At 64.2% G+C, this 13,374-nt stretch carries 11 protein-coding genes and 2 pseudogenes; 3 read left to right on the forward strand and 10 right to left on the reverse strand.

The genetic code is table 11. The features are described from left to right. Positions 1-3 precede the first annotated feature (3 nt). From AC629_RS32700 to AC629_RS32735, 8 genes and pseudogenes are all read right to left on the reverse strand, one after another. A pseudogene (locus AC629_RS32700) lies at positions 4-432 on the reverse strand (response regulator); the annotation flags it as partial. Continuing rightward, positions 429-1,946: a sensor histidine kinase gene (locus tag AC629_RS32705; RefSeq protein WP_143199617.1), complete on the reverse strand. Its 1,518-nt coding sequence runs from the start codon at positions 1,944-1,946 to the stop codon at positions 429-431. The gene AC629_RS32705 and the pseudogene AC629_RS32700, both read right to left, overlap by 4 nt. Before the next feature lie 96 nt (positions 1,947-2,042). Further along, positions 2,043-3,401 carry an acetyl-CoA carboxylase biotin carboxylase subunit gene (accC, locus tag AC629_RS32710; protein WP_084808930.1) on the reverse strand — a complete coding sequence of 453 codons (1,359 nt, stop codon included), beginning with the start codon at positions 3,399-3,401 and terminating at the stop codon, positions 2,043-2,045. 80 nt (positions 3,402-3,481) lie between these two features. Further along, on the reverse strand, positions 3,482-3,976 hold the full coding sequence (gene accB, locus AC629_RS32715; protein WP_084808931.1) for an acetyl-CoA carboxylase biotin carboxyl carrier protein: 495 nt from the start codon (positions 3,974-3,976) through the stop codon (positions 3,482-3,484). Between the two features lie 38 nt (positions 3,977-4,014). Further along, positions 4,015-4,482: a type II 3-dehydroquinate dehydratase gene (gene aroQ, locus AC629_RS32720; protein ID WP_084808932.1), complete on the reverse strand. Its 468-nt coding sequence runs from the start codon at positions 4,480-4,482 to the stop codon at positions 4,015-4,017. A gap of 227 nt (positions 4,483-4,709) precedes the next feature. Beyond that, a complete protein-coding gene (locus tag AC629_RS32725) occupies positions 4,710-5,576 on the reverse strand; it encodes a DUF1236 domain-containing protein (RefSeq protein WP_084808933.1) in 867 nt (288 codons plus the stop codon). A gap of 212 nt (positions 5,577-5,788) precedes the next feature. Continuing rightward, the gene (locus tag AC629_RS32730; RefSeq protein WP_084808934.1) at positions 5,789-6,556 is read right to left on the reverse strand and encodes a DsbA family protein; all 768 of its coding nucleotides are present in this window, start codon (positions 6,554-6,556) and stop codon (positions 5,789-5,791) included. Positions 6,557-6,645: 89 nt separating this feature from the next. Beyond that, entirely contained in the window at positions 6,646-8,046 is a 1,401-nt protein-coding gene (locus AC629_RS32735; RefSeq protein WP_084808935.1) for a M48 family metalloprotease, read from the reverse strand. A gap of 176 nt (positions 8,047-8,222) precedes the next feature. Between AC629_RS32735 and AC629_RS32740 the strand changes: the two genes are divergently transcribed. From AC629_RS32740 to AC629_RS32750, 3 genes are all read left to right on the forward strand, one after another. Next, on the forward strand, positions 8,223-9,410 hold the full coding sequence (locus AC629_RS32740) for a pyridoxal phosphate-dependent aminotransferase (RefSeq protein WP_084808936.1): 1,188 nt from the start codon (positions 8,223-8,225) through the stop codon (positions 9,408-9,410). 86 nt (positions 9,411-9,496) lie between these two features. Beyond that, positions 9,497-10,054 carry a biotin transporter BioY gene (locus AC629_RS32745; RefSeq protein ID WP_084808937.1) on the forward strand — a complete coding sequence of 186 codons (558 nt, stop codon included), beginning with the start codon at positions 9,497-9,499 and terminating at the stop codon, positions 10,052-10,054. An 83-nt stretch (positions 10,055-10,137) separates the two neighbouring features. Continuing rightward, on the forward strand, positions 10,138-11,466 hold the full coding sequence (locus AC629_RS32750; RefSeq protein WP_084808938.1) for a dicarboxylate/amino acid:cation symporter: 1,329 nt from the start codon (positions 10,138-10,140) through the stop codon (positions 11,464-11,466). A 118-nt stretch (positions 11,467-11,584) separates the two neighbouring features. On the opposite strand, the gene AC629_RS32755 is transcribed toward AC629_RS32750, so the two are convergent. Beyond that, the gene (locus tag AC629_RS32755) at positions 11,585-12,817 is read right to left on the reverse strand and encodes an NAD(P)/FAD-dependent oxidoreductase (protein ID WP_084808939.1); all 1,233 of its coding nucleotides are present in this window, start codon (positions 12,815-12,817) and stop codon (positions 11,585-11,587) included. Between the two features lie 65 nt (positions 12,818-12,882). Then, positions 12,883-13,374 (reverse strand): annotated as a pseudogene (locus tag AC629_RS32760) (ribonuclease E/G); the annotation flags it as partial.

Genomic DNA, 13,374 nt, shown 5'->3' on the forward strand with positions numbered 1-13,374 from the left:
GCGGGGGGGGACCTGGATGACCGAGAAGAACAGGCCGAGCTGCCGGATGGCGTTGGCGAAACTCTCGTAGTTGACGGGCTTGGTGATGTAGACGTTGCAGCCGAGCTCGTAGCAGTGCTTGATTTCCTGGGAGTCGTCGGTAGTGGTCAGCACAACCACGGGCGAGGTCTTCAGATATCTGTTCTCCTTGATCTGCTTCAGGATGTCGATTCCGGTCATGTCGGGCAGGTTGAGGTCGAGCAGGATCAGGAGCGCATTGCCCTTCTGCGCAAGCCCACTGCCGTCGGCGCCGAACAGGTGCTTCATCGCGTCGGTGCCATTGGCGAACGCGACGATCTCGTTGTTGACGCCGGAGCGACGGATATTGCGCTCGATCAGCCGGGCGTGTCCTTCGTCGTCCTCGATCATGATGATGGTGACGGGCAGTGTCATGTGTCGGCGTTCCGGTTGCTGGCGTTCCACGCGATGGGCAGCGTAATCGTGAAGGTGCTGCCCGTGTTCAGTTCCGACGATACCGACATCGTGCCGCCGAGACGGCGCACAAGTGCACGCACATGCGCAAGACCGATGCCCTGACCGGGCTTGTCCTGAGACCCCGCACGGCGGAACAAATCGAAAATCCGCTGATGGTCCTTCGGATCGATGCCGCGCCCGTTATCGCTGATTTCGAAGATAGCGTATCCAAGCTTGGTGCGCCCCCGGATTCGGATCTCGCCGGGAACTCCGCTTTTCAGATACTTGACCCCGTTGTCGATCAGATTGGAGAAGATCTGCTCGAGTGCGAGGCGATCGCTGATGATATTCGGCAGCGGCTCGACGCGGATTTCAGCCCGCGCCTCTGCGGCCTGATGTGCCAGCGTTGACACGATCGCTTCTATCAGTTCTTGCGTGTCGATCTTCTCCGGCACGAATTCGCGCCGGCCCTCGCGGGTGAGGTTGAGGATCGCCGAGATCAGCCGGTCCATCTTCGCGATCGACGATTTGATGAAGCCAAGGGCTTCGGCAAAGTCGGCTGAAAGCTGTTTGTCCGCCTCCTCAAGCACGATCTCGCCAGCCGCCGGTGGCGGCCCGCCGGTCGCGGCTTGGGTGAGGCCGCCGATGCGGCGGAAAATGTCGCCGCGGAGCTCCTCGAGTTCGCTGGTAAAGCCCATGATGTTCACCAGTGGCGAGCGCAAATCGTGGCTGACGATATAGGCAAAGCGCTGGATCTCGTCGTTGGCCTCGCGCAGGTCTGCCGTGCGTTCGTCGACGGTGGCTTCCAGGTTGAGATTGGCGTCGCGCAGGCGCGCCTCGGCCTGGTCGCGGGCGCGTGAGGACTGGCGCACCAGCAGGACCGATCCGAAGGCGAGCGCCAGAACCATCGCCGAGCCGGCGATGGTCACGGAGGAGGCAAGCTTCTGGGTCCGGTCGGCGGTCTCGGTCCGTTCCCTGAACAGGCGATCCTCTTCGGTCCGCATGTCGCGACCGACGCTGGCGATGGTCTCGACCGCACTCGTGGACGTACCGTCGCGCAGCACGGTCACGGCAGTCGAGAGGTCGCCGTTCTTGATCCGATCGACGCCACGGGCGAATTCCGACAGGCGTTGCTCGACGGCCTTGCGCAGCTTGGCGGTATTTGCTGCCTGCGCCGGATTGTCCCGCGTGAGCTTTTCCAGCTGATCCAGGGCCGGCAGGATCCTGGCGGCGGCGGCCTGGTACTCGTCCAGGAATTGCGGGGCGGAGGACAGCAGATAGGCCCGGGTCGCGCTTTCCGCGCGGCGGACTTCGAGCAGCAGATTGGCAATCTGGCCTTCGGTCTCGACCGTGTGCACGACCCTGGCGTTGTCCTCCCGCGCCTTGTTGACCAGCAGGACCGACAACACGCTGATCGCGACCAGCACGAAAAATCCCGCCGAAAGCAGCAGGATTTGCATCACCGTGCGCCGCCGCTGAGCGTCAGCCGTCACGATGGTTCGCCTTGTTGCGCTGAGCGACGTTCAAAATGGCCCCTTGGAACTGCCCCCAACCGTCCAGAACGCGATTGGGGCCAAAGGGGTTCCAAACTATTTCGCGCCGGGATCCACGTTGCCGGCCAGGTATTGTTCAAGCCAGTGGATATGATAGTCGCCGTCGATGATGGAGGGCTGGCGCACCAGGTCGCGGAACAGCGGCAGCGTTGTCTCGATGCCGTCGACCACCATCTCGTCCAGTGCGCGGCGAAGCCGCATCAGGCATTCGGCGCGCGTCTTGCCGTGCACGATCAGCTTGCCGACCAGGGAGTCGTAATAGGGCGGAATCGTGTAGCCCTGATAGACCGCGGAATCGATGCGCACGCCAAGCCCGCCGGGCGCGTGGAATTGCGAGATGCGGCCCGGGGAAGGCCGGAAGGTCTGCGGGTTCTCCGCGTTGATGCGGCATTCGATGGCGTGGCCGATGATCTGCACTTCATCCTGCTTCGCCGGCAATTCGCCGCCGGCGGCGATGCGGATCTGCTCTAGGACAAGGTCGATGTCGGTGATGCTCTCGGTGACGGGATGCTCGACCTGGATACGCGTGTTCATTTCGATGAAATAGAACTCGCCGTCCTCGAACAGGAATTCGATGGTGCCGACGCCGAGATATTTCATCTCACGCATCGCTTTCGCGCAGGTCTCGCCGATCTTGGCGCGTGCCGCTGCGGAGAGGACGGGCGAGGGGCCTTCTTCCCAGACCTTCTGGTGGCGGCGCTGCAGCGAGCAGTCGCGCTCGCCGAGATGGATTGCGCCGCCGCGGCCGTCGCCGAGGATCTGGATCTCGATGTGGCGCGGCTTCTGCAGGTACTTCTCGAGATAAACGGACGCGTCGCCGAACGCAGATTTTGCCTCGTTCGCCGCCGTCGACAGCGCCAATTGAAGATCAGCCTCGCTGTGCGCGACCTTCATGCCGCGGCCGCCGCCGCCGGCTGCCGCCTTCACCAGCACGGGAAAGCCGATCTTGCGGGCGATCGCCATCGCGTCGTCCTCGGGGCCGACCGCGCCGTCGGAGCCGGGCACCACGGGGATGCCGAGCCGCTTGGCAGTCTTCTTGGCCTCGATCTTGTCGCCCATCAGGCGGATGTGCTCGGCCTTGGGGCCGATGAAGTGCAGATTGTGCTCGGCGAGGATTTCCGCGAAGCGAGCGTTCTCGGACAGGAAACCGTAGCCGGGGTGCACCGCGTCGGCGCCGGTGATCTCGCAGGCCGCGAGCAGCGCGGGCACGTTGAGATAGCTGTCCTTGGACGGCGGCGGTCCGATGCAGACGCTCTCGTCCGACAGGCGCACATGCATGGCGTCGGCGTCGGCGGTGGAGTGCACGGCGACGGTCGCGATCCCGAGCTCCTTGCAGGCGCGCAGGATGCGTAGGGCGATCTCGCCGCGATTGGCTATGAGGATCTTGTCGAACATGGTGCCTCAGCGGGCGAATAGGGAGTAGCGAATGGCGAATGGCAAGACGGACCATTCGCTATTCGCAATTCGCCACTCGCTTATTCAATAATGACGAGCGGCTCGCCGTACTCGACCGGCTGGCCGTCTTCGACCAGGATCTGCGTCACCGTGCCGGCTCGCGGCGAGGGAATCTGGTTCATGGTCTTCATCGCTTCGATGATCAGCAGCGTCTGGCCGACCGAGACCTTGCTGCCGACCTCGATGAACGGCTTGGCGCCGGGCTCCGGCGCCCAATAGGCGGTGCCGACCATCGGCGAGCTCACGGCGCCCGGATGCTTCGACAGGTCGGACGCCGCGGCCGCCGGTGCTGCGGCGGCAGCTGCTGCGACAGGCACGGCATGGGCGGTTGCCACCGGCATCGGCATGGTCGCGGCAACGCTGATGTTGCGGGCGACGCGCAGGCGCAGGCCCGCACGCTCGATCTCGATCTCGGTGAGGCTGGTTTCATCGAGCAGCAGGGCGAGCTCGCGGATGAGCGCGGAATCGTCGCTGGAAAATTTTGCGGCTGCTTTGTCGTCTGGCTGGCGCGCCATGTTCTTTGATCCGAATGTTCTGTTTGATGAGGGAAGCTTCAGGCTTTGGGCTTGATGGCGAGCTTCGCGGCAAGGCCCTGGATGGCGAGGCGATAGCCCTCGATGCCGAAGCCGCAGAGCGAGGCGAAGGCCGCGCGCGCGGTGTAGGAGTGATGACGGAAACTCTCGCGGGCGTGGATGTTGGTCACATGAACTTCGACCGTCGGGATCTGCACCGCGAGCAGCGCGTCGTGCAAGGCGATCGAGGTGTGGGAATAGCCGCCGGCATTGATGATGATTCCCTTCATCTTGCGCCTGTGCGCCTCGTGGATGAAATCGATCAGCTCGCCTTCGCGGTTCGACTGCCGGCAGTCGGCCTTGAGACCGAACGTCGCCGCCGTCTCCCGGCACAGCGCCTCGACGTCGGCCAGTGTCCCATGACCATACTTTTCGGGCTCGCGCGTCCCCAACATGTTGAGGTTCGGCCCGTTCAGGACGAGGATCGTGTCGGTTGCTGGTTCGGCCATTCCAATCCCGGAAGAGGTGCTTCGGCGTGGCGGGGTTATAGGTAACAAAGCGCGTGAGGGGAAGCCTTGAAGGACCTCCCTGGCGGGTTCAGGTACCTCATCCAGTGTGCAAAAACCTGTGCGGAAACTACGGAAATTGCTTGTTAACCAGTCCAAAGGATGGCTATCGGCCGAACGGCCAAGGGCGGGCATTGCTGCCCGCCCCCTGACGTTGCCGTCATCCGCCCTTAGGCGTGCAGGACCGCCACGATCTCGTAGGTCACCGGATCGATGATCACGATCTCATCGCGAACCAGGACGTACCTGTAGGTCCGCCACTCCGGATAGATCGTCACGACCCGCGACGGGAGGGCGTGCAACTCGATGCCCTCGCGCGGGATACGGGTTCCGACCGAAACCGAGAAGTTCACGTTGCCCACCGGAGCGACGTGCTCCTCGTGGATCACCGAGGTGATCTGCGTGCGCTGCTCGGTCGAGAGCTTGGCGCCGGCGCCGGCCTGGCCGGTGGTCTGCGTCTGGGTCGACGTGCCGGCCTGGCCCTGCGCGTTGGTGCCGGTCTGACCCTGGCGGCTCTCGCCCGTGGTCGTGCCGGACTTGGTTTGAGTCTCCGAGCTCACGCCCTTCGACTTGCCCTGCTGACCCTGGGCGTGTTCGTCGGTGCGTTGGCCCTTCGTTGCACCCGACTTCTCCTCAGCCGTCGGATTCTTGTGCATCGTGCCCGAGGACTTCTCGTCCTTCATCGCGCCCGAGGACTTCTCCTCGGCGCCGGACTTCATGGATCCGCCGGCCTGTCCAACGGTGCCCTTTTCCTTGCCCGTAGAGTCCTTGTGCATGGCGCCGGACTTCTCGTCCTTGATCGCGCCTGAGGACTTCTCTTCAGCGCCGGACTTCATCGATCCGCCAGCCTGGCCCACGGTGCTCTTTTCCTTGCTCGTCGCGCCGCCATGTTCAGCCGCGCCGGTGGAAGGATGCGCGTTCTGCTGCATCTGCTGGGTGCCGCCATACTCCTTGGTCCCAGTTCCCTGCGCATTCGCGTGACCAGTGCCCGCGACGAGTGCCAGCGCGGCAACCGAGATCATAAAGCGATTAGTCATTGAACCTCTCCTCAAGTGTCTTTGTGTCATTGCCCGCGCCGACAACGAAAGGAGAAATGAGATGTTCCGAAACTTCACCGGTTCCGGGGCTTATGTTTGTTGAATGCGAGATGAACGGTCGCACCAAGATCCTGACAACAAAAGATCCTGGCAACAAAAAAGGCCGGTAAAAAACCGGCCTCTTGCGGTGTTCGGATAATCGAAATCTGGAACTAGCAGGTCGCCTTGCCGCAGCGTGCGACGCCGATTTTTTCCTTCAGGCCTTCGAGGCCGACGGCGCCGACCACGATCTGCTTGCCGATCACGTAGCTCGGCGTGCCATTCATGCCCATCGCTTCGGCGAGCTTGAAATTCTCCTCGATGGTGGCGCGCACCTCGGGGCTGGCCATGTCCTTCTCGATTCTTGCGACATCGAGGCCCGCCTCCTTGGCCGCTTGAATCGCGCGCGCCTTGTCTGCGGCGCCACGACCGCCCAGCAGCTTCTGGTGGAAGTCGAGATACTTTTTGCCGGTCGGATCCTGCATGCGCACGGCGACCGCCACCTGGGCTGCTTCGACCGACCCCTGGCTCAGCACCGGAAACTCCTTGAGCACGACCTTGAGCTTCGGATCACTCTTCATGAGGTCGAGCATGTCGCCCATCGCGCGTTTGCAGTAGCCGCAATTGTAGTCGAAGAACTCGACGAAGGTGACGTCGCCGTCTTTGTTGCCGAGCACGACCTGGCGCGGCGAGTTGAAGATCGCTTCCGCGTTCTGCGAGATGCTTGCTTCGTGCTTCTGCGCTTCGGCAGCAGCCTGGCGCTTGCTGAGCTCGGTCATCGCCTCCTCGAGCACTTCGGGATGGCTGACAAGATAGTTCTTGATGATCGCCTCGATGTCGGTGCGCTGGGCATCGGAGAAGCTGTCGGCCGATGCGGGCACGGCTGCGCCGAACATGGCGAGCGCAAACAGCGCGGGAGCAAGCAGGCGCAGCGAAGGCATAGGCAAATCCTCTTATCGAAAGCAGGTTTCGGAAAACGTCCCGGCAGACTTAAGCTTGGTCTCGTGACGTCGCGGTGTCAGGTGTCGATCTAGTTACGCGGCGGCTTTGCCGCCACGATGTCGTCGGCCTTCACCCATCCGGGCGTGCCGACGGCAAAACGGGTTTTCGCGCGCGTAGCAAGCTCGCGGGCGGTCTTGTTGTCGCCGCGCAAGTATGCGGCCTGTGCCGACGCGAGATCCGCCTCGGCATAATCTCCCTTCCGGCCATAGGCCATTGCGAGCTGGGTATAGCCGAGCGGCGCCTCGGGCTCCCGTGCCACCGCGGCGCGGAGAATCCGAACAGCGTCATCGGTGTAGGCCTTATTATCGGTTCCAACCAGAGCCTGCCCAAGTAACATCTCGATGAGGGGTGCGCTGTTCGAAAGCTGCACCGCCTTGCGAAGGGCAGGGATAGCGTCGGCCGGCTTGCCGCTCTCCAGCAGGGCCTGGCCACGCACCTCGTAAAAGTACGGGTTGTTCGGCTGGACCTGGATCAGCGCGTCGATCTGGGTGAGCGCACTGCGCAAATCTCCGTGCAGATAGGTGCTGATGGCCCGGGCATAGCGCGCCGGCAGGGTGTCGTTGGACAGGGGATAGCGGCGGTACACCGTCTCCGGCCGCTCCATGAAGGCCGAGATCTTGGCGCGTGCCATGTCGTGGCGGAGCTGGAGCGCGGGATCGTCCTTCTTGTCCCAATAGGGGCTGGTGCTGGCGAACTCCTGGAGTGCGGCGACGCGCTCGGCAGGCATCGGGTGCGACATGAGATAGGGATCGGCGCCGCGCGCGGCGAACAGGCTCTCGCTGGTAAAGCGCTTGAAGGTCTCGTACATGCCCTTCGGCGATTGCTGGATCGCCGTCAGGAACTTGACGCCGGCACGGTCGGCGTTCTCCTCTTGCTGGCGCTGGTAGGACAACAGCGAGCGGCGGATCATCTCCTGCGGGCCGGCGATGGCGGCGGCGCCCGCATTGGCGAGCCCGTTGTTGCCGGCGCTCGAGCTGCGGACGCTGCCGGCGGCGATTGCGCCGGCACCGAGCAGCATCGCAATGATCATCTGGGTCTGGGCGGTGGCAAGCTGCTCGCGCAGCTTGGACAGATGGCCGCCGGCCAGATGCCCGGTTTCGTGCGCGAGCACGCCGATGATTTGGTTCGGCGTCTCCGATTGGAGGATCGCGCCGTAATTGACGAAGATGCGGCGGCCATCCGCTACGAACGCGTTGAATGAGGCGTCGTTGAGGATCACCATCTGGATGTTCTGCTTCTCCAGACCGGCCGCGCGCAGGATCGGGCGCGTATATTCGCGCAGCAGCTGCTCAGTCTCGGTATCGCGCAGGACCGGCGGGCCCTTCTGCTGCGCCTGAGCCGCCGGGATCGGCAACAGCGCGATCGCCGCGGCCGTGACCAGGGCGGTGAGGGCGGAGGCCTTCTTGCGCAATGCGATCTGGAGCAACATCAAGCGGTCTGGGTCAAACGGTCTTGGAAAGCAGTTTCGTGATTGGTTTTGGCGATTGGCGGCGGACCGGATACGCGATATGCCCTTATGAGCCGTACAATGCGGCTAGTCTGGGGCGCAAGCGCCCCGTTTTCCGGACCGGACGGACCGGTCCGCCAGCGAAATAGCAGAAATCAATGCACAATGCGACATTGAGGAACCGGTTGGGGCAGTGGCTCGAGCCCTCCCGCCGCAGTGATGTTCCCCCGTTCATGGTGATGGACGTGATGGCCGCCGCGGCCCGAATCGAGGCGGCCGGCGGTCACGTCATCCATATGGAGGTTGGCCAGCCCGCCACCGGCGCGCCGAAGACCGCGATCGCAGCCGCGCATGCGGCGCTGGAGGCGGGGCGGATTGATTATACGTCTGCGCTCGGCATCCCCAGCTTGCGCGAGCGCATCGCGCGGCACTATCGCGACGCCTATGGCTGTGACATCAGCCCCGATCGGATCGTGGTGACGACCGGCTCCTCCGGCGGCTTCATCCTGGCTTTTCTCTCGATGTTCGAGCCCGGTGATCGCGTCGCCGTGACGGTGCCGGGTTATCCGCCGTACCGTCATATCCTTACCGCGCTCGGCTGCGAGCCGGTGCTGATCGAGACGACGAACGAGACCCGCCATGCGCTGACCGGTGAGGCTTTGCTCGCAGCACATCGCAAGGCGCCGCTGAAAGGCGTGCTGGTTGGCAGCCCGGCCAATCCCACGGGGACGATGATGTCGCGCGAGGCGCTGTCGGGTCTTATCGCGGCCGCGGAAGATGCGGGCATCCGCTTCATCTCCGATGAGATCTATCACGGGCTCGACTACGCGTTTCCGGCAGTGACGGCAGCGGCGCTGTCCGAGCACGCACTCGTGATCAACTCGTTCTCGAAGTACTTCTGCATGACGGGCTGGCGCGTCGGCTGGATGGTCGTGCCTGAAATCCTGGTGCGGCCGATCGAGCGGCTGCAGCAGAACCTGTCGATCTCGGTGCCGGCGCTGTCGCAGATCGCAGCCGAGGCCGCGTTCGACGGTGCGGCCGAGATGGAGGAGATCAAGCACGGCTATCAGGAAAACCGGCGCATTCTGATCGAAGGATTGCCCAAGGCCGGACTCACCAGGTTCCTGCCTGCCGACGGCGCATTTTACCTCTATGCCGACGTTTCGGATTTCACAGCGGACAGTTTCGAGTTTGCCAAGCAGATGCTGGAACAGGCTCACGTTGCGGCCACACCAGGCCTCGATTTCGATCCCATCCATGGCCGTTCGTTCATACGACTGTCCTATGCGCGTTCAGCAGAGGAGATGCGGGAGGCAGTTGACCGGATCGCTCACTGGCTTAAATAGCCGCCAGTTTCGACAGCCTTCCGGAGTTCAACTTGTCTGACCGTTCTGTCTCGTCCACAACGCCGCATTCTTCTCTCGCCGCATTGATGTGGCCGACCCGTCCGGGCGAAACCGTCGGCGCCTTACGCGCCTTCGTGCTGGTTGCGCTCGGTACCGCGCTGATGGCGCTGTCAGCCAAGGTGAACCTGCCGCTGCCCTACGTGTCCATGACCTTACAGACGCTGGTCGTGCTGATGATCGGCGCCGCCTATGGTTGGCGCCTTGGCAGCGCAACCATGATTGCCTACCTCGCCGAGGGCGCAATGGGGCTGCCGGTGTTCGCCGGCCCCGTGGGTGGCATTGCACCGCTGGTCGGCCCGACCGCGGGCTACCTCTTCGGTTTCATTGGCGCGGCCTTCGTCACCGGCTGGCTCGCCGAGCGCGGCTGGGATCGCAGCGTCGTGCTGCTGTTCGCCGCGATGGCCGTTGGGCACGTTGTCATTCTGGCCGCCGGGTTCGGCTGGCTGGCTTTTGGGCTCGGCCTGGGTGTGTCCAAGGCCTGGCAGGTCGGCATCGTGCCGTTCATTGCCGCCTCATTGGTCAAGAATGGACTTGGCGCGACACTGATGCCGGCGGCACGCCGGATCGTCGATCGCCGCGGGTAGATCGCGCAATAACGAGCAGTTCCAATTGACAGGGCCAGCCAAGTTGATCTTGGCTGGCTCTGAGCTTTAGGGGGAGTGAGATAATGACGACGACAACGATGACGGCGGGGACGCCGGTCGCCGCCAAGCCATGGTACAAGGTTCTCTACATCCAGGTGCTGATCGCCATCGTACTCGGCGCCATCGTCGGCTGGCTCTGGCCGTCGGTGGCCACCAACGACTGGATCAAGGCGCTCGGCGACGGCTTCATCAAGCTGATCAAGATGGTGATCGCCCCGATCATCTTCTGCACCGTGGTCTCGGGCATCGCCCATATCCAGGACGCCAAGAAGGTTGGACGCATCGGCGTCAAGGCGCTGGTCTATTTCGAGGTCGTCTCGACCTTCGCGCTGGTGATCGGCCTCTTCGTCGGCAATATCATCAAGCCGGGCTCAGGCTTCGGGGGCGCTGCGGCCAACGCCCAGGCCGTCGCCAACTACGCCAAGCAGGCCGAAGGCCAGAAGTCGGTCGACTTCATCCTGCACATCATCCCCGACACCGTGGTCGGCGCGTTCGCCCAAGGCGAGATCCTTCAGGTGCTGCTGTTCTCGGTGCTGTTCGGCTTCGCCCTAATGGGGCTCGGCGAGCGCGGCCATGTGATCCGCAGCTTCATTGACGATGCCGCGCATGCCGTTTTCGGCGTGATCTCGATCGTGATGCGCGCGGCGCCGATCGGTGCGTTCGGCGCGATGGCATACACCATCGGCAAGTTCGGTACCGGCGCGATCCTCAACCTGATCGGCCTGATCGCGACGTTCTACCTGACCGCCGCACTGTTCGTCTTCGTGGTGCTCGGGATCATCGCGCGGCTTGCCGGCTTCTCGATCTTCCGCTTCCTCGCCTACATCAAGGACGAGCTCCTGATCGTGCTCGGCACCTCGTCATCGGAAAGCGCGCTGCCGTCCTTGATGGAAAAGCTCGAGCGTCTCGGCTGCTCGAAGTCGGTGGTCGGCCTCGTGGTGCCCACGGGCTATTCGTTCAATCTCGACGGCACCAACATCTACATGACGCTGGCGACACTGTTCATCGCGCAGGCGCTCGGCTTCGATCTCACCTTCGGCCAGCAACTCACCATCCTGGTCGTGGCGATGCTGACCTCGAAGGGCGCCTCCGGCATCACCGGTGCGGGCTTCATCACGCTCGCCGCGACGCTCGCCGTGGTCGACCCGCGCCTCGTGCCGGGCATGGCGATCGTGCTCGGCATCGACAAGTTCATGAGCGAGTGCCGCGCGCTGACCAATCTCTGCGGCAACGGCGTTGCCTGCGTGATCGTCGCCTGGTGGGAGGGCGAGCTCGATCGCGACAAGCTCAACGCGCGGCTGAGTCAGCAGATCGATCCGACCGACATGGAAACGGCTGTTACGACGGACTGATCTGCAAGCTGCATGTGACGGCGCAGTGCGCAGTCAGGTCTAGAAGTCGCAGGGCTGGTCGAGATCCTCGATCAGCCCTTTTTTTTTCTTTGCCACGTCGGCCCGCGAAGGCCGTCAGCTAGAAGCGCTCCGGCCGGTACGGCGCGGGATCGATCGCCGGCGTTTCGCCGCTCATCATATCGGCGAGCAGGCGTCCGGTCGCGGGGCCGAGCGTAAAACCCTGGTGGCCGTGGCCAAAGTTCATCCAGAGGCCGGGATGGCGCGGGGCAGGGCCGAGCACCGGCAGCATGTCGGGCGTGCAGGGGCGCGTGCCGAACCAGGGATCCGGCTCGACGCGCTTGCCGAGATCGATCAGCTGGCGTGCGGAGGCTTCGGCGCTGGCGAGCTGCACTGGCGTTGCGAGCGCGTCCGGGCCGGTCAGCTCGGCGCCGGTGGTGATGCGGATGCCCTTGGCCATCGGGCCCATGGCATAGCCGCGGCCCTTGTCGACCAGCGGCAGATCGAGCGACGCGCCGCCGCTGTAGTGCATGTGGTAGCCGCGCTTGCGCACCAGCGGGATGCGATAGCCGAATTTGTGCAGGAGATCGGGCGACCACGGCCCGAGCGTCACAACGGCTGCAGCGGCATCGATGCGTCCGTTGTCCGTATCGACCGACCAGCCGGTCGCGGTTTGCTGCAGGGTTTGGGCATCACCCAGCAAAATGGTGCCGCCGAGGCGCTCGAACAGCTCGGCGTAGGCCGTGACCAGCGCACCTGGATCGGACACCGTCCAGGTGTCGAGCCAATGGATCGCGCCGGGAAGGTTGTCACGCAAGATCGGCTCGGCTGTCGCGAGCTCGCTGCCGGAGAGCACGCGAAAATTCACGCCGAATTCGCGCCGGTCTTGCTCCGCCGCCTGCATCGCGAGGTCCAGCGATGCGCGGTCGCGATACAGCGCGCGATAGCCGGCGCGGCGAATGAGGTTGTCGGCATGGGCTTCGCGAATGAGAACGTCGTGCTCGCTTGTTGCGTAGGCGATCAGGCGCGCCCAGCCGGCGATCGCCTCGCGATGCCGCTTCGGCGCCGAGTGCCACCAGTAGCGGAGCAGGGGCTCGATATGGAGGTGAAGCGATGACAGGCTGTAGCGTACGTCGTTGGTGCGGCCGGTCGCGATCTTCAATAGCGTGGCAAGGTCACGCGGCATCGGATAGGGGCGGACCGCTTCCGCCTGAATCATCCCGGCATTGCCGTAGCTGGTCTCGCGGCCCGGCTCCCTGCGATCGACGAGGGTGACGGACCAGCCGCGCTTCTGGAGATGCAGCGCAGCACCGACGCCCACCATGCCGCCGCCGAGAACGATCGCACTTTGCATTCGAATGACCTCGCCAAATCAAAACCGCCCGGTTTGGCCGGGCGGTTTGAATTCGATTGTTCCTCTTACTGGCCGCCGCCGAAGCGCCGCGACCACCAGCCGGCGCGACGCGGTGCGGCCGGCGTTTCGCTTGCCGCTTCCGGCGCGGGCTCTGGAGCCGGGGGCGGTGGGGCGACCGGTTCGGTCGCCTGCGCAAGCGGCGCTGCGGGCTCGGGCTGGCTGCTCGACAGGAAGCTCACCTTTTCCCGGACCGTTGAGCGGCGACGCGCGATCTTGTCGTCGGCGGGCTCTTCTTCGGCCACAGGAGCAGCCGCGGCGGGGGCCGGCTCCGGCTGGGCCGGTGCCTCAGCCTGCACCTCGGCGTGGGGCTCGGGCTGCGTGACTTGCGGCTCGGCGGTGTGCTCAACCTGTGCGATCGAGGGCGCAGCCTGGCGGTCAAAGCTGTCAAGATCGGCAACCGCATCGCTCGCTTCCGGCGGCGCATTGGCAGTGAACTCGTCGCCGATGGAGCCCGCGAGACCTTCTTCGCTGCCACCGCGACGGCGACGGCCACCGCG

The sequence above is a fragment of the Bradyrhizobium sp. NAS80.1 genome, assembly GCF_001908205.1.
Classification (GTDB): domain Bacteria; phylum Pseudomonadota; class Alphaproteobacteria; order Rhizobiales; family Xanthobacteraceae; genus Bradyrhizobium.